General features: G+C 53.5%; 12 protein-coding genes. 4 read left to right on the top strand and 8 right to left on the bottom strand.

Annotated features, from left to right (window positions below):
* Positions 1-88 precede the first annotated feature (88 nt).
* The 5 genes from AC5S26_RS09900 to AC5S26_RS09880 form a co-directional block, all read right to left on the bottom strand.
* Positions 89-1,417: a nucleotidyltransferase family protein gene (locus AC5S26_RS09900; RefSeq protein WP_494184731.1), complete on the bottom strand. Its 1,329-nt coding sequence runs from the start codon at positions 1,415-1,417 to the stop codon at positions 89-91.
* A 2-nt stretch (positions 1,418-1,419) separates the two neighbouring features.
* Positions 1,420-2,427, bottom strand: a complete 1,008-nt coding sequence (locus AC5S26_RS09895; protein WP_494184730.1) for an HPr kinase/phosphorylase — start codon at positions 2,425-2,427, stop codon at positions 1,420-1,422.
* A 14-nt stretch (positions 2,428-2,441) separates the two neighbouring features.
* Positions 2,442-2,849: a c-type cytochrome gene (locus AC5S26_RS09890; RefSeq protein ID WP_494184729.1), complete on the bottom strand. Its 408-nt coding sequence runs from the start codon at positions 2,847-2,849 to the stop codon at positions 2,442-2,444.
* A gap of 85 nt (positions 2,850-2,934) precedes the next feature.
* Positions 2,935-3,294 carry a cupredoxin domain-containing protein gene (locus AC5S26_RS09885; protein WP_494184728.1) on the bottom strand — a complete coding sequence of 120 codons (360 nt, stop codon included), beginning with the start codon at positions 3,292-3,294 and terminating at the stop codon, positions 2,935-2,937.
* Positions 3,295-3,631: 337 nt separating this feature from the next.
* Entirely contained in the window at positions 3,632-4,648 is a 1,017-nt protein-coding gene (locus AC5S26_RS09880) for a hypothetical protein (RefSeq protein WP_494184727.1), read from the bottom strand.
* 362 nt (positions 4,649-5,010) lie between these two features.
* Between AC5S26_RS09880 and AC5S26_RS09875 the strand changes: the two genes are divergently transcribed.
* Together AC5S26_RS09875 and AC5S26_RS09870 are read left to right on the top strand one after the other, a co-directional pair.
* Complete coding sequence (locus AC5S26_RS09875) at positions 5,011-6,060, top strand: zinc-dependent alcohol dehydrogenase (RefSeq protein ID WP_494184726.1); 1,050 nt, start codon at positions 5,011-5,013, stop codon at positions 6,058-6,060.
* Between the two features lie 11 nt (positions 6,061-6,071).
* Positions 6,072-6,923: an SDR family NAD(P)-dependent oxidoreductase gene (locus AC5S26_RS09870; protein ID WP_494184725.1), complete on the top strand. Its 852-nt coding sequence runs from the start codon at positions 6,072-6,074 to the stop codon at positions 6,921-6,923.
* Here AC5S26_RS09870 and AC5S26_RS09865 read toward each other — a convergent pair.
* From AC5S26_RS09865 to AC5S26_RS09855, 3 genes are all read right to left on the bottom strand, one after another.
* Entirely contained in the window at positions 6,901-8,157 is a 1,257-nt protein-coding gene (locus AC5S26_RS09865; RefSeq protein ID WP_494184724.1) for an MFS transporter, read from the bottom strand. The genes AC5S26_RS09870 and AC5S26_RS09865 overlap by 23 nt on opposite strands.
* Before the next feature lie 282 nt (positions 8,158-8,439).
* Positions 8,440-10,056: a DUF5060 domain-containing protein gene (locus AC5S26_RS09860; protein ID WP_494184723.1), complete on the bottom strand. Its 1,617-nt coding sequence runs from the start codon at positions 10,054-10,056 to the stop codon at positions 8,440-8,442.
* A gap of 134 nt (positions 10,057-10,190) precedes the next feature.
* Positions 10,191-13,718, bottom strand: coding sequence for an outer membrane beta-barrel protein (locus AC5S26_RS09855; protein ID WP_494184722.1), 3,528 nt, complete (start codon positions 13,716-13,718; stop codon positions 10,191-10,193).
* Positions 13,719-14,568: 850 nt separating this feature from the next.
* Between AC5S26_RS09855 and AC5S26_RS09850 the strand changes: the two genes are divergently transcribed.
* Together AC5S26_RS09850 and AC5S26_RS09845 are read left to right on the top strand one after the other, a co-directional pair.
* Positions 14,569-15,642 (top strand): Dyp-type peroxidase, encoded by a 1,074-nt coding sequence (locus AC5S26_RS09850; protein ID WP_494184721.1) that lies wholly within the window; start codon positions 14,569-14,571, stop codon positions 15,640-15,642.
* Complete coding sequence (locus tag AC5S26_RS09845; RefSeq protein ID WP_494184720.1) at positions 15,635-16,450, top strand: family 1 encapsulin nanocompartment shell protein; 816 nt, start codon at positions 15,635-15,637, stop codon at positions 16,448-16,450. The genes AC5S26_RS09850 and AC5S26_RS09845 overlap by 8 nt, the downstream gene beginning before the upstream one ends.
* Positions 16,451-16,499: the final 49 nt, after the last annotated feature.

Here is a 16,499-nt window from a genome sequence, read left to right as displayed (position 1 = left end):
AACATCGGCTGCGCAAGTGTGCGCAGCCGATGTTTTTTGTCCGCGACACTTACGGCGGTTCAGAGTGCGATGGGCTGTTATTTGATTATTACGGCTGTCCGTTCTGGAGCTCTTTACTAGGAAGAGAAGGCGGGAGGCCGGAGCGATTAGAGCGCGGTAAACGGTATCGTGAAATCCACCAAACGACTCCTTGGTAGAGCGTAGCGATTGTGGCAATGCTATGCGTTCCGGATCTTGATACGAGATAGGCAAGATACTGGCGCACGGGGCCCGCATTAGATTGCAGGGATCTTTTATTCCTAACTCGAACGATTGGGGAGTCCAGAGATGCAATACGGGGCGGAATCAGGATTCGTCTAAATATCTTCCATTTGTCTTCCCTTGATGAAAGAAGACTGAGATGCAGCCAGAGAACGTCTTTATTCTGGTGGAACATATTTTCGAGGGACGAACCCGAGAAGCGTTCAAGCCATCCGAGCTGTGATGCGGGAAGACGTGCTATCTCTTGTTCAACGTAGGAATGGAGGCGACAGCCAAACCAGGCGCGAGCATGGTAAAAGGAAAGTGCCTCGAGCGATCGGAGGGATGGCGAATGCGAGACAAGCCAGTCGCTCCAGAACGCATCTTCTTCAGCCTGAGAGTGAAGGAATACTGCCAGTTCATAGACATGGTGAATAATCCAGTCACAAAGAAGTAGATTGCGAAGGATGTGAAGCGCGAGATGTCCCAGGTGGTCTACCGGACTGAGACAGGAGAAGGAGAATTCATCGATCTTCCGTCGAATTCTCCTATTCCAAAAAGATTCAATCTCAGGAATTGAAAACCTGGAGACGGTCGAATTCCAGAGGCAAAAGTGGAGCTCGATTCCGAGAGGCATGACCGGATCGTAGGGATTTCCTCTCCACTGCCAGTCTCCCAGGCGCGTCAACGCATCGTCATGGTCAGCCAATGCGGTGTTGGTGCTTTTATGAGATCGATAACCTATCTCTTCCAAGGCGGCTCGAGCTGCTGGGATCTGGTTTGGCGGACAGACGAAATCTAGATCGGACTGAGATCTGAGTTCGGGGCGCGCAACATATCCCGGAGCCTGGGTGAAACCCTTGATGATGATATGCGGAATTCCAGCGCGATCGAGAGCAGTGTCGGCTTCCTGGTAGATGGATCGGATATTTTCGTATCGCAGAGCATTGTCGGCAAGATTCCTTTTAAGGCGATCCGCTAGCCATACCGGGAAGTTTTCCGTGGGAAGCTGTGCTAGGACAAGCGTGAGATGAGCGGTGTCGCAAAATTCGAGCAGGCTGCGCCACTGATCCTCCTTGAGTGCTCGCAGCGGCTCCATATTGCGCTTGCCCACTTGGAGAGCAGAGAGCAGAGCCGCGATTTCCGAAGGAATCTTTAGCCTACGAACTTTCTCCATATTTAGAGCCCCTGTTGGGCAAGTCGATCTAGTCGCTCGATGGCCCAATTGAGATCTGTATAACGCAGTTCGTAGACAGGAAGCTGAAGCAGTCTGTCGATTGCGGCTGACTGTCTAGCTGCTGATGTGGTTTTGATAAATTGCGATTGTTGAAACCCACGGCGGGCGTGGTCCTTTGAGAAAGGGACTAATTCCGGGACCGTGATCTCGCGACGGTTGAGAAATATGATCGCTTGTACACGTGTAGATTCCGCTATGGCAATGCCTGCCAATTCCGCGGTAGGAATTTCAAGAGAAGGTTTTCCCGCCGCGCGAGGAGTAATGGGACGACCTTCGAGTTCAGGGAAGAGTTGCGCTCCGGAGTCTCGCAAACGGAACTGATGACAGTTTCCTACGACTGTCGGCTCCTCTCTATCGAGGAGAAGATAGCTTGCGTCATCGCAGGTGTAGGTCCAGCCAGAGCGAACCCCTGCAAATGCAAGCGAAGATTTGCCTGCTCCGGAATCTCCGCAGAGCAGCATGCCGAATCCATGGGAGCTAACACAAGCTGCATGCAGCGCGGACGCCCGGACAGTGGCCAGCATGGTGAGAGCGCCTGCTTCGAGGAAGTGATATCGCAGATATGAAGTGGATTTGGCCGTCTGGTCCGTTATCCATCCATAAGTAAGACCGGTATTGAGATCAGAGTTTACGAAGTTATATTGATTCGCGATGAGTGAGAGCAGATGTCCGTGAATTCGGCAAAGGGGAGCTGGAGGTAGAGATAGAGACTCCTGCGGATTTGAAGTAACACCAAGTTTGAAAAGAAGGGGATCCGCATCGAATCGTTGTTGGAATTTGCCCCAACTTTGTGCCGCCGCTTCAAGGACATCCGATGAATTGGTCGCAACTTCAAAGGGAAAACCCAGCGGAAAAAAAATAGAACGATACGGCATGATCGCATCGAATAAAGGCTGATCGTCGGGCGAAGGCGTGAGGTAAACAGTTTCCATGTGGGATGTGGATGTCATCTCGTTTGTTCCCATCATTTTTCGTATTCATCGCCGGTGTAGGTCCGCGGCTCGCCGAGGCTGCCGGCAGGAGGTAGATGACGCAGGAAGACGACGATCGCCCACATATCGCTATCGCTGAGGATTCCTTTCGACCCCGGCATTCCTGACGGCCCTATACCGTTTTCGATAATCCATTTGAGCTGTCCATCGGTATAGTCCTGCACATGGGAAGATGCAAGGGAGGGTACTGGAGGCGATAACTTATCCGCAAACGGTACGCCCGTATTCTGGCCGTCACGACCGTGACATACGACACAATAAGAGCTGAAGGCCTGTTTGCCAGCTTCTATATTTTCTTTCGTCGCAGGGATGGGATTACTGTTATCCCGTCCCTGCACTGTGAGATGGTGTTTCGTCCAGTTGATCGTCGAAGTTTCCAAGTGACCGGGGGGATCCGCTCTGCACCCGCTTAGTGTTATTACGATTGCCATACAGGCTGGGACGAAAAGCCATACACGCATATAGCTACTCCTTTACGTGAACGACAAATAGCATCGAGCCATGACCACTCCCACAAAAATGTCCGCATTGACCATGGAAGTCACCATCCGTGCTGGGCGTGACTGTAATCTCAACCGGTTTTCCTTTTTTAATCTCCTGATTGATTCCAAGATCGGGAACAAGAAGGGCGTGTGTGACATCGTCCGAGATGAGCCGTAACTGAACAGTTTCGTTACGCTTCAGGGTTATCTCAGAGGGTTCAAAACTGAATCGGTGCGCATGAATTTCGATCGTGTGCTCAGTCTGCTGCGCTTGAATTGTGGGTCCCGGCTGGACGGGCGCGACCATCAGCAAAGTAAATAATGTGCAGGGAATCAGCTTCACTTTGTAGAATTCCTCTCATAAGGGGTTATGTAAAACATTCAAGGGAGATTGGATCAAGGTGCGAGGTATTTGAGGAGCAGTTCCTGATCCTTTTGGGATAGCCGTGCGCGTGTTCGCATATGCATGATGACTGTGCCGGTTATCCGCGGACTGATCGCCATTGGAGGCGTGTGGCAACGGGAACAATTGTCATTGAAGACCTGTTCACCGGTTCTGGCTGGCTTAGCTTGCTGAGACGATACTTTGGGTGCCGCAGTGTTCTGTTGCTGTATTGCAAGAACTCCTGCAGAGCAGGACACAAGCCAGAGGAGCAAGATTCCATTGAGCAGATGACGGTTCATTTTTTCCTCCCCGGCCAGAGCGGAAATAGAAATCTGTAAGATGCACCTACGTTCCAGACGTTGGCATTCCCCTGACTGGAGAAGGTGCGCGCATAGCTGGAAACGAAGCGGATGTCGTCACGAAGGTAGTAGTTGATCCCGAAGTCGATTCGATGGGTATCGACCCTAGGCAGACTGTTGCCGCCTCCATGCAAAGGGAAGAACTGTTGCATGCGTGTGACGACCTGGGCTCGGCGAAAGAAGGAGGGTATTGCAAGTTGCTGAAGGCGATAGGCGCCTTCAATCCAATAACCTCGGCCGTTATAACTGAAATCTCCTTCCGCCTTTAAATCAAGCGGTGTGGTACGAGGCTGCCAGGATATGTAAGTGGCAACGCTGTTGATATTCTGCTGTTGGAGAAAACGTTGATAAGAAACCCCGGCTTCGAGGCGAAGGCGAGTCAGATAGATGCTCGTATCTCCCCCGGCAGTTCTCGCCGCCTGAAGTTGATTAATGTCGCTGCGGGCAGAGAAGTAGCTTGAGTATTGCACTGAGTATGCCGGCCGCTGAAGGACTACTCCCCGAAGCATTATGCCGTCGCCGGCTCCGCTGTTTCGGGTGCCTATTGCTGCAGTAATCGGTGAATCCGCGAGATTGCGAATCCATATGGGCACGAGGCGCTCGTTGTAGAGACCGAAGGGGAGCAGATACTTTCCAGCGGTAACGATGACATGCGTGTTCGCCAGCCAGTCAATCTGCGCATAATCTACGGTCTTAAAGACCTTTCCCTTGAAGGGTCCCTCGGTCTGATTTTCACGTTGAAAGAATCCGGTAAAGTCCGTTCTGGACTCCAGCAAAACATGAGATCCAAACGGCACTAGAAGGACAGGGTTGATTTGAGGTATGAGTGACGGGACCCCGCCGTTCACATTGTGAATATAAGCCGCGCCTCCAGAGATGGTAGGTATGTGTCCGGCGTGCGTCTCGATAGCACGAATCGCAGGTGTGTCCTGAGAGAGTGCACGATGTTCCAAGGCGAAGAAAATTCCACAGGTTGCGATAGCCCATCGGTATAGTTTGCGATGTCGCCGTTGCACAAGGCCCTTCCTATTTTTTCAGACTTGAATGCGCGCGAGTGAGCGGCCGCATCCTCGAACAAAATCGAGTATAGGAAGCTGAAGGAAGGCAATTGTCATGTTCGTATCTTTGTAATGTCAAACTCTTCTGGCAGACAGAGATTGCGCATGGCGCTGACATTTCGATGACAAACCGCGATATTTCAGAGACGAATCCCCGTTTGGCAACTCAGTGAATTCAACGGAGCATTTAGGAAGTCCAGTGGCTGGCTATTCGTCTGTTTAGGCTCCGAAGCATTCCCTCGTGTAAAGTTGATGCCATGAAAGCTCTCATGCTATCGGAGTACCGGCAACTTGAATTGGTGGATGCCCCTTTACCCGATCTCGCAACGGACGAGATCCTGCTACGAGTGGAGGCGTGCGGCATCTGCGGAAGCGACGTACATGGCTATGATGGCTCGTCGGGACGAAGGATTCCGCCCCTAATTATGGGACATGAGGCTGCAGGAGTTATAGACAAGGTCGGTTCAGGAGTAACAGACTGGAAGGTCGGCGACCGAGTTACCTTCGATTCGACCCTTTATTGCGGCAGATGCAAATATTGCATACGTGGAGACATTAATCTCTGCGACAACCGACAGGTCTTTGGCGTCTCCTGCACGGATTATCGGAGAAATGGGGCTTTCGCCGAATATCTTGCGATTCCAACCAGAGTGCTCCATCGGCTCCCTGCCGAGTTGTCGTTTACCGAAGCCGCAATGATTGAGGCGGTGTCGGTTGCGCTTCATGCAGTTTCCGTCTCGAAGTTTCAGCCAGGAGAGACTGCGCTCGTGCTCGGCGCCGGGATGATTGGAACGCTGATCGTACAGGCTCTCCGCGTGGCAGGCGCCTCCCATATCTTCGTCGCAGATCCGGACGAAAGCAGGGTGGAAGCGGCCAAACGCTCTGGGGCACATACCGCAATCCATTTGCCTGCCAAGGGTAAGGGGCCTGATTCCAAGGAAATTATCTTTCGGAGCTACCCAGACGGAGTGGATCATGTCTTCGAAGCCGTGGGCTTTGGAGCGACCGTTCAGGCCGCAATCGATGCAGTGCGCAAGGGAGGAACAGTGACCCTGGTGGGAAACATCGATGCCAAGGTTGAGCTGCCGTTGCAGGCTGTGGTGACGCGGCAGATCCGATTACAAGGCTCAGCGGCATCGGCAGGAGAGTACCCGAAGGCGATCGAGCTAATGGCGACGAAACAGATTGATGTCTCTTCTCTTATTTCGGCTGTGGAACCGCTGTCGCAGGGTGCGGCTGCCTTTGATCGCCTTTACAAGAGAGAGCCCAACATTATTAAAATTATTCTCGCGCCAAATACGGTTTAAACGGGAGATCGATGAGTTCAGCGTTGCCCACTTCCTCACCCACAGCAAAATCGTCATTTTTTGATCTCACTGGCCGTGTCGCTCTGGTCACCGGTACAAGCCGAGGACTTGGCCAATATTTTGCCAGAGCTCTTGCACGGGCTGGCGCAGACCTGATTCTCACTAGTCGCAACCGCGAGTCGCTTGCGGAGTTTGAAAAAGAGATCTCCGCGCTGGGCCGTCGTTGTGCCTCCGTATCGCTCGACGTCTGCGACGAACAGTCCATACAGTCCGGGATCGCTGAGGCTTATTCGGCATTCGGCACGATCGACATTCTGGTAAACAATGCGGGCATGAATATCCGAAAGCCTGCCGTAGATGTGACCTGGGATGATTGGAACCGTATTCTGGATACGAATCTACGCGGTTCATTTTTCGTTGCGCAAGCGGTGGCAAGAGGAATGATCGAGCGCGGTTACGGTCGCATTATCAATATTGGTTCCGTTACTTCGGTCGCTGGCTATGCGGGTCTTGGTCCTTATGGGGCCAGTCGAGGAGGCATTCGCCAATTGACGATGAGCCTTGCGGATGACTGGGGACCCCATGGCATTACCGTAAACTGCCTTGCGCCAGGCTGGTTCAAAACAGCCCAGAATCAGATTATGTATGAGAACAAAGAATGGGTTGAGTATCTCTGTGACCGTATTCCTTTGAAACGTCCGGGGAGCCCCGATGATCTCGATGGTCCGGTGGTATTTCTTGCGTCGGAAGAGAGCCGGTACGTGACCGGACAAACTCTGCTTGTGGACGGTGGCATATCGACCGGGGCAACACGGGCGCTTCCGGCTGGGGGCGCTAAGACTACGCCGTCAGGCCGTCTTTGACGGGTGCCGGTGATATGGATTCGATTCTCCCAAGAAGAAATATGTAACTCGCAATTCCCAGCGAAAGGATGGCGCCTGCAACAAGGAATGCCGCCGCAAAAGAATGAGTCCAGGTGCTGATATAGCCTGTCGCGATGGGCGCGACAATCGCTGCGATTTGATTCGACTGGTTCATGATGGCTCCCACTCGCCCGGTGCTTTCGGGCGGGGCCAAAAGGGAAGGAAGCGACCAGAGAACCGGCGATGCAGCTGCCAGACCACTGAGAGCCAGGGAGAGACATACCAGGACGGTTTGAGGCTGTTGAAAGAATGCAGGCGCCAGTACAAATAAACCCATTCCTGTGCCGATGACCAATATGCTCTTTCGCACCTTGCTCGCATCGTAGCCACGACTCACGAGCGCATCCGTCAGGATTCCCCCCACGGCAAATCCAACGACCGCCGCAACCAGCCAGGGAACGGCAGACCAAAGAACAGCCTGTCGACTAGACATCTTCAGACCTTTCTGCAGATAGAAGGGCATCCAGGTCAAGAGCAGATAAAAGCAATAGTTGTATGCACCCGACCCTATAGCAATAGCGAGAACTTTGCGCTGCCGCAATAAGTCGGACAAAGTAAGGCCGATGGCCTTCTCCGCGCGAGGAGAATCACTATGAAAGACTTCTCCGGTTGCGGGATCTCGATAGATAAGCGCAAATAGCAATGCGTAAAGGGCACTGAGAACGGCTGTTGCAGCGAAGTTGGCACGCATTCCAAAATGCAGAAGTATGAGCCCGAGAATGGGAGTTCCAAGCCCTATCGCGAGCTTTGCGGCTGCATCAAAGGTAGCCGTCGGGACTCCTCGCTCGGCTGGCGGAAACCACAGCCCGATGGCTTTGGCGCAGGCCGGGAAGGTAGGCGCTTCGCCAATCCCTAACAAGAAGCGTGCCGCAAACAGGAAAAGGATCGTTGGTGCTACCGCCGCCAGACCGGAGGCAAGCGCCCATAAAAGGATCGCCACAAGCATGACTCGGCGTACGCCGAAGCGATCGAGTAGAGTCCCACTTGGCAGCTGCATCGCGGCGTAGGTCCAGCTATACGCGCCCAAGAGATATCCAAAAACGATATCGGAGATTCCGAAGGCTTTTTGTAGAGCATCATGCGCGATGGACAGATTAACGCGATCGAAGTAGTTGACAAGAATGCCAAGACCGAGGAGCACTGCGATCGTTACGCGTTTGCTTTTGTTCATCATTGGGAATTCGATTCAATTGCTGCAGGCGAGGTAAACTTTGACTGCATTCCAATAGGGAACGTAGCATGGATCGGACGATCGAAGGCTATAACCATTCAAAGCAGTTTCTGCGACGGAAGAGCGAAATGCAAATGTTTTATCCCTGGTTTCACGGGATGGGTTTGGTAGATAGGATCTCATCCGATCTGTTGTGAAGGAGAATCGTTTTGCGAGCTCCAGTACCTTTTCTGGGCGGAGAACAAGTCTGTTCTATCGATCGCATGGCTAACTGCAAAAACGCGTCTAGCTTGAACGTCGAAATCGAACAGCTTGGTAGGGAACTCCGGGAAGGCGAAGTTTAGCCTTACCTCGAAATTTACCCGAAACCGGATGGATCGTCATCGCCCATGGATCGATGATCTCCGCATCGAAGTCAGCCTCAGGCAAAGGGAATTCGTACCAGATGGGCTGATGGAAATCGAAGTAATAGAGGATGTAGTCCGGAGATTTACTGTCATCACCGACCGCCGAGACATTCAGGTAGTAGGGTGAGTCGGTTGCCTCCAACCCGGCGCGCGCGAAGGTCGGGTGAGAGGCTGGAACCGATTCTTCGACCAGCCGGCGTAGAAAGCCGATTCTCTCCGGACTGGTTCCATTGAGTTTGCCGCCATGCGCCCACCACAGCGTAGGAGTGGTGTTCTCGTCCATTGCTTCGGTAGGCTTCAATAATGTCTCTCCATGAGTGACATATCCGCCTGCCATAATCCCCAGCCAAAAGCGCCGTGCCATCTCTTCGCCGGAGATATTGCCCCAGCGTCGATTCAGATTCCCTTCATACATCACCTCATCGAAGAGGACCGGTTTTTTCCATGATCGAAGATACCCCGCTCCTGCTTCAAATTGAGAACTCTGAAGACTGGCATGGGTGATCCATGGATGCGAGTAGTCGTACATCGTCTTTGAGTAGTGAATAGAACGAAGATGCGAGACCGGATCATATTGCTCGATGATGTGAAACAGACGGTCGAAGTCCTGAACCGTCTTCGCCTTCATCAAATCAAACTCGTTTGCCATCGACCACCAGACGTTTCGGTGTGCGGAGAGTCGAGCAAGGACGTAGCGCAGATAGCGATCATCCTGTTCGGCAGACATCGTCGCGTAGCCCCATCGATCGTAGGGATGGAAGAGAATAAGGTCCGCTTCGATTCCGAGCGCACGCAGATCGCCGATCCGCTCCTCCAGGTGACGGAAGAACACTGGATTCGGACGATCGAAGTCAGATTTTCCCGCACTATCACGCGCGAAGGGGTAGAGTTCCGGCTCGTTGTGGTTGTACTCATAGCTCTTAGGAAAAACGCACATACGGAGCTTATTGAAAGGCGCTGTCTTTAGTGTCGCCAACGTCTGCTGTTGCAACGATTCTGGCTGGTGCGTCCATGCATAACATGTCGTCCCAAAAGGGAAAAAGGCTGTGCCATCGGCATGGGCGAAATGCAGTGTGTTGCGTACGGAAACCGGCCCATGCGAATTTTCGAGAGGAGCAGTACAGCGAACACGGCCGCGCTTTCCATTCAGTGAGGCAGCGGTGCCTTTTGTCTGATAGCTCCACTCACCCTCAGTGTCGGGCATAAAGTGGATCTTGTATTTTCCCTCGCCATCGTAAAAACCTTCGACTTCTACCGTCCGGTTTCCCAAGGAAAAGATCGCGGAAAGTTGTACCTCGCGAAAGGGATTTCCCTGCGAGGGGCCGTCCAGCGAGATCTTGAAGATCTCCCACTTAGCCACTGCCTCGTGCTGCGGCTCTGCGATCATCTGGCCATCGACGATAAGGCTGGCAAGACTTCCAGCGGAGGCCAGCTTCAGCATGGAACGGCGAGTTATTTTATTCACCGATGGAGTATAGCAATTGGTCTCTGTCATTTATGTGAGGGTTCTCTTCAAACGAAATCAGTCCATAGAAGTAAGACGATTTTAAGGAAATTGCGTGCATTCTATGAAGTGCGGTGCAGACCCCTACATAAGGGTGAAGGAGCCTGCAGTTTGCTACCCCTTATTTAGAAGTGAGCTTCAAGCGCGAATTGCAGAATGCGGGCCTGATTTCCTGGTCCGCTGATACGGCCGAAGCTGCCGCTTGATGGATCTGTTGTGGGGTTGGTGTAAACCTGATGATTAAGCGCATTGATCGCTTCTGCTCTCAGGTTCATGTTGACTCGATCTTTGTAGACGGTGAACTTCTTTATTGCGCCAACGTTCAGCAGATTCTGGTAATCCTGACGAACGTTATTGAAGCGCAGCGGAAAGACACGAAGGTTGGAGGCTAAAGCTTCCGTGCTGGCATAACTCGGATCTCCGCCGAGATCCTTATTGGCATGATAGAAAGCATCCGTATTGAACCACTGAAGATAGTTGTGGCGTGATGGACCTGCGATATCCGCGTAAGTGGCACCCGGCTTGAGAATCGTACCTGGGCTGGTGAACGTGAGAGGCTGACCGCTGCTGATTCTGTAGGTGCCCTCAACTTGAAAGCCTCTGATCACTGTATCTACCCAGGTTGGCGTATCGGCCAGGAAAGCCTTGTTCCGGCCAAAGGGCAGCTCGTAGATTGCGGCGACGGAGAGAATCTGCGGATAGTCGGTGTTGGAGACTCCATACCACGGCTTGGCATCTGCTCCATTGAGGAACGTGAGTGCATCCAAAGTACGAGACAGCTGGTAGGACACGCTCATGTTGTATCCGTGCGAGAACCGTTTCTGCGCCGAGATCTGCAGACCGTTGTAGTTGCTGTAGCCTGCCGTATCCCGGCTGGTAAGACCGGTGAACTGGGGAAAGGGTTTAACGAGCTGGTTTCCGCTGATATTAGCGGTGTTCAGGGTCGTGCCGGGAACCACAATTCCCTGGAATGGGTTTGGATAGTTTGCGGTCAGGCGACCGTTGGCGGCGTTATCGCGTGTAGGCAATGTGCTCAGATATCGGTTCGGAATCGCATTCCAATCGCGGGTAACGATGAGATGGCGGCCAAGGTTTCCAACGTAGTTGGCCTCCACGATAATGTCGCCGGGAAGTGCATATTGAAAGCCTAACGAATACCGCTCGCCATAGGGTGTCTTCGGATGCTGAATGTAAAACTGGGAGATGGTTTGACCGACATTCTGCAGGAGTCCATTTGCATTGCCGGATGGCTGAACCAAGCCATTGGGAAAGGGATTTTGAAGGCTAGCGGAATAGGTGATGCCATTGTCCGTTGTCGCGACCGTATTCGTCGTCTGCGTGAACCCCAGTGGATTTCCATATTGAACATACTCGGCAAAGTGCTCGTAGAAGATTCCAAAGCCGCCACGCACAACGAGTTTAGGAGTAGGACTGTAGGAGAATCCGATACGCGGTGAGAAGTTTGTGGTCTGCGCATCCCAGTTATCCTTCCCCTTCTCGACGTACCGCACACCGCCATTGACGCTAAAGCTTCCTACCGGAACGAGTGCCTGCTCCGCAGCATTGGAGTGAGCTGCGTAATTCGCCTGAGCCTGACCAGCGATCGGATTCGGTGTGGTCATGTCGAAGTACGATATGCTCTTGCCGTTTCGTTCACTGATCGGGCCGCCATACTCATATCGCAGGCCAAGATTGAGCGTGAGGTTAGAACGCACCTTCCAGTCGTCCTGAAGGTAGCTCGACCAGTAGGTGGTGTTATTCGAGGTGGCGGCATTCAGGCGTTGGTTCGTGCCCTCTGCGATGCCGAATTGTAGGGATGCGAGCGACTGTCCCAATGGTGAGTTCGATAGCGCGCTCGAAGGACCGGCAGTGTAGGTTCCACTGCTGTTGATGAAGAGCTTTTCATTGGTAAGGTCAGCCTGATTGGCCTGATACATGCGCCACTCCGCGCCAAACTTCAGACTGTGCCGATTGAGCGCTTTGGTCAGATTTACCTGCGCATCATGGATCGTGTCATATTCAAAACTTGGATCTGCATTGCCAAGTTCGGCATAGCCATTAAGGGAGACATAGGGGAAACCCTGTGCCGTCGCAGGAGTTCCTTCGATTGCATTCGGATTGATTCCGAGATCCGTTGCCGTCGTCTTTGCGTCGATCCCAGCGGAGGTGGTGAAGCGGGTCAACGAGTAGCGAACATTCAGAATCGTAGTGTCGGTGAGGGTGTTCGTGTAGTCGAGCACGCCGGCTTTGTTACGAAGGATGTTTGTCTTACCGCTGGCGCCGGGGAAGAAGAGATTTTTACCCGGTTGCGTGCGATCGCTGATGATGTAGTGGCCGAATAGCTTCTGGCGATCGGAGAGGTTGTAGTCAATACGTGTCGCTACGTTCCAATAATGATCTACATTCGCTGCGGCAGAGGCGAAGTTGTTCTGTCCGTTAACCTGGCCTGGAGTATTCGGATCGGGATAAAAGGCCATGATGTTCTTTGCGACTGGATCGATCGGACGCACACTTGTAATGATGTTGCCGGGCACGGCGTCACGGAACATGAGCGCCGGACAGTTTGGATCGACGTGCGTCGAATAAGGATTCCATATCTGGTAGGGATCGTAGGGAGCGGTGGTTAGCTTCGCGCCGTTGGTTGGACAAGTGTAGGTAGAGGTTACCGGTTTACTTAGGCCAAGAAGGGCAGAGAAGTCACCATTTTTTTCCGCCACCGTAGGCACCGTCTGTGTAGTCGTGCTGGCCGCCTGCTTGTTGTACTGCTTCTCATATCCGGCGAAGAAGAACAGTTTCTTTCGAAGAATCGGTCCGTCTACTTCGGCGCTTTCGCGATTGAACTTTGCAGCCGGGGGAGATGCAAGCGTCTGAGAAAACTGCGGAGCGTTTACGTTCGGTATTTGCGCGAAGACTGCTGCGCCTCCGTGGTATTGGCTCGAACCGGCCTTCAGGCTGGTATCGATCGATCCACCCGAGGTATGTGCGAGCGAAGCGTCATAGGGCGAGGTAATCAAGCGAAATTCGCCGATAAAATCTCGCGATGGGACGTAGGCGGTTGTGACGGCGCCGCCATTCCGAGTATCGGGCGCGCCGTCGAGCGTGAATTCCGTGCGCCCACTCTGCGAACCGTTCACCGTGCTACTCTCGGGGCCGCCTTCGTAGGTGTGAGCGCCTGTGCTCAGAGTGGTACTGGAGACGCCTGGAGCAAGCAACTGGAGCTCGAAGGGATTGCTATAGAGGAGCGGGAGATCATTGGCGGAACGAGCTTCTACGGTAAAGCCCAGCGTGGCATCTTCCGTATGCAGCCGGGCGCCCCCGGAGTCTGTCACCGTTACCACCTCTGTCTGCTCGCCCACTTGTAGCCTGGCATTTACGCCGACCCTGCTGGCAACCTCTACGCGAACGTGCTGCGCCCGAAACTGCTTGAACCCAGGCGACTCCACCTGAATGGTGTACAAACCGGGGTTGAGGAGGTCAAACAGGTAACCTCCTGCGGCGCCTGTCTTCGTCGACAGGGCGACACCAGTCCCCTCGCTGCGCAAGATCACGATTGCGTTCGGCACAATAGCATCCGTGGGATCCGTAACAAGGCCACTGATGCGTCCACGATCCTCCTGTCCCTGGAGTACTCCTGTAAGGCAAAAAACAAGCAAAATGAAAATTAACTTCCTAGCGGACATGACAATCTCCAAACCTCGCGTGATTAAGCGAACGCAACCTTAAACGGAACGCGGATAAAGCTATCGAAGCTAAATGATGGTTGTCAATAATTATGGAAGTTATATTGGATTTACTTCCATATATAGTCGAATGCAATCGTCGCCATCCGTAATGAAGCGCCGGAAAGCGTGGACGCCTCACAGGACGAGAAATCTCGATGTGCCGTCAGTGAAGGTTCATGTAATCTTCGTTTATTGGGAGCTATACCAGCACTGTTGCTCGCATTGGCCAGATCCCAGTTGTCGTTCTATCCAGGTCTCAGGAAGAGAGGACCGCGAGAGAACTCCATTTTGCGAGCAGGGGACTGTAGCCAATGACCGATATCTTTGGTCTCGATACTTTCAGGGATATGTGCCGAGAAATCGTGGCATGGTTTAGAGGAATTCCCGAACGTTACCGTATAACAATCAAGTCAGAGCGATGGCTTTTATGGATCGCACTCTCTTTTCTGGGCCTTGTATACGCGTTCGCGTGGTTGAGTTGACCGAAATAAAATGCGGGCGGAGAGACGGGCTCGGGATCGAAGCATGTCTCAGCCCGTGGACACATGCAAGCTGGAGTTGTCGAATTCGTCTTCGAGAAACGATATGGGCCTCGAGTAATGATCCCCGCGCGTCGATCCGAGGTCTTTATATGGAAGTCCAAACTCTCCGACCTATGTCATGCCCCAAGGGATGCGGTAACCTTGATTAAGCGGGTTCATAGTCGCCTTATCACACGAGAAAGACGATCGAGGAATGATTGCATGACGGAGCTTCGAAGAGACTGGTGGCAGTAGCGCAGATGACGACTTCAAATGAGCCAGACCCGTTGCCAGTACCTCAGCCAGTACTCGGACCGCTCACGCGTGCCGCGATCTTCCTGGTTGTCACTGTAAATCCCGACGCAGAGAGCTACGCGACGATGCGCTCCTTTTGCGGCGACCTGGCAGGGCTCATCCGCGCCGTCGAGTTCCGCGATATTGACGCCGGTCTCACCTGCATAGTGGGCTTCGGCTCGGATGCGTGGGGCAAGCTCTTCGGCAATCCTCGACCAGCAGAGCTCCACCCATTCCGGGAGTTCCATGCAGGCAACAGACATGCGGTTGCCACGCCGGGCGACGTGTTGTTCCATATTCGCGCCGGGCGTATGGACATCTGTTTCGAGCTGGCTACGCAGATCATGGATCGCATCCGAGGAGCGGTTGCGATCGCTGACGAGGTCCAGGGCTTTCGTTACTTCGAGGACCGCGACCTCATCGGTTTCGTCGATGGCACGGAGAATCCCCGGGGCTCCCTCGCGCTTCAGGCGGCGCTGGTGGGCGACGAAGACGCGAACTTCGCAGGTGGCAGCTATGTCCTGGTTCAGAAGTACCTTCATGATATGAAAGGATGGAATGCCTTATCCACCGAGGCGCAGGAGCTTATCATCGGTCGCAAAAAGCTGTCGGATATCGAGCTTGACGACACAACGAAGCCAACCTCAGCTCACAGCGCGCTCACTGTGATCGAGGAAGACGGCAAGGAGTTGAAGATCCTGCGCGATAATATGCCGTTTGGGCAACCGGGCCGTGGCGAATTCGGTACCTATTTCATCGGTTACAGCCGGACCCCGCGCGTCACCGAATTGATGCTGGAGAATATGTTCATAGGCCGTCCTCCTGGAAACTACGATCGCCTTCTGGACTTTAGTCGAGCGGTTACCGGGGGTCTATTTTTCGCTCCATCGCTGACATTCCTTGAAGGCGCAGGTGAGGAGCAGCCTGCGGCCGCGGCAATCGCGACTCCGGCCGTTACATCGGATGCACCTTCCGTGTCGTCGTCCACGCGCGACACATCACTCGGGATAGGATCCCTAAGAGGAGAACGACATGAATAACCTCCACCGTGAGCTAGCTCCCATCTCTGAGGCGGCATGGGATCAGATTGAAGAGGAGACTACTCGGACGCTCAAGCGATACCTGGCTGGTCGGCGTGTTGTTGATGTGCCGACTCCCGGAGGCGTTGGTTTGCCAGCAGTGGGGACCGGTCACCTAGTCTCGATAGCCCCGCCAGCCGAGGACATTATCTCGAGGCAACGCGAGGTAAAAGCTCTCGTGGAACTGAGAGTGCCCTTCGAGTTGACGCGAGATGCAATCGACGATGTTGAACGAGGCTCAGGCGACTCGGACTGGCAACCCGCCAAGGAAGCTGCCAAGAAAATCGCGTTCGCGGAAGACCGAGCTATCTTCAATGGCTACGCTGAAGCGAACATCCAGGGCATCCGCGAAGCAAGCAGCAATCCCGCAATGGCTCTTCCTGCCAACGTGCAGGACTACCCTGATGCCGTGGCTCAAGCTTTGAGCCAGTTACGTCTGGTTGGTGTGAACGGTCCCTATTCGGTGCTGCTTGGAGCCAATGCCTATACGGAACTCGCGGAGACGCGGGACCACGGGTATCCTGTGCTGGAACACGTCAAACGCCTAGTTGACGGCAATATCATTTGGGCCCCTGCAATCGACGGTGCCTTTGTGCTCACGACGCGCGGCGGTGACTTCGAGCTCACGATCGGGCAGGATGTCTCCCTTGGCTATCTTAGCCATACTGACACCGTGGTTCGTCTTTATCTCCAGGAGACGTTTACGTTTCGAGCCCTGACGAGCGAGGCATCCGTTGTTCTCAATGCGGCGGGGAAGACGTCCGCCTGAACACTTTTCTCGAGATGACTGAAAAATCGCACTCCGCGATGGTGGCGCT

This window comes from Edaphobacter sp. FHG110511_03, assembly GCF_059115365.1.
The sequence above is the reverse complement of the archived record's forward strand: the minus strand, read 5'-3'. Positions and strand labels throughout refer to the sequence as shown.

What these genes read in the sequence shown, in the direction of transcription:
- AC5S26_RS09900 (WP_494184731.1), bottom strand. Translation starts at nt 1,417, where the DNA reads ATGGAGAAAGTTCGTAGGCTAAAGATTCCTTCGGAAATCGCGGCTCTG.
- AC5S26_RS09895 (WP_494184730.1), bottom strand. Translation starts at nt 2,427, where the DNA reads ATGACATCCACATCCCACATGGAAACTGTTTACCTCACGCCTTCGCCC.
- AC5S26_RS09875 (WP_494184726.1), top strand. Translation starts at nt 5,011, where the DNA reads ATGAAAGCTCTCATGCTATCGGAGTACCGGCAACTTGAATTGGTGGAT.
- AC5S26_RS09870 (WP_494184725.1), top strand. Translation starts at nt 6,072, where the DNA reads ATGAGTTCAGCGTTGCCCACTTCCTCACCCACAGCAAAATCGTCATTT.
- AC5S26_RS09865 (WP_494184724.1), bottom strand. Translation starts at nt 8,157, where the DNA reads ATGATGAACAAAAGCAAACGCGTAACGATCGCAGTGCTCCTCGGTCTT.
- AC5S26_RS09860 (WP_494184723.1), bottom strand. Translation starts at nt 10,056, where the DNA reads ATGACAGAGACCAATTGCTATACTCCATCGGTGAATAAAATAACTCGC.
- AC5S26_RS09850 (WP_494184721.1), top strand. Translation starts at nt 14,569, where the DNA reads ATGACGACTTCAAATGAGCCAGACCCGTTGCCAGTACCTCAGCCAGTA.
- AC5S26_RS09845 (WP_494184720.1), top strand. Translation starts at nt 15,635, where the DNA reads ATGAATAACCTCCACCGTGAGCTAGCTCCCATCTCTGAGGCGGCATGG.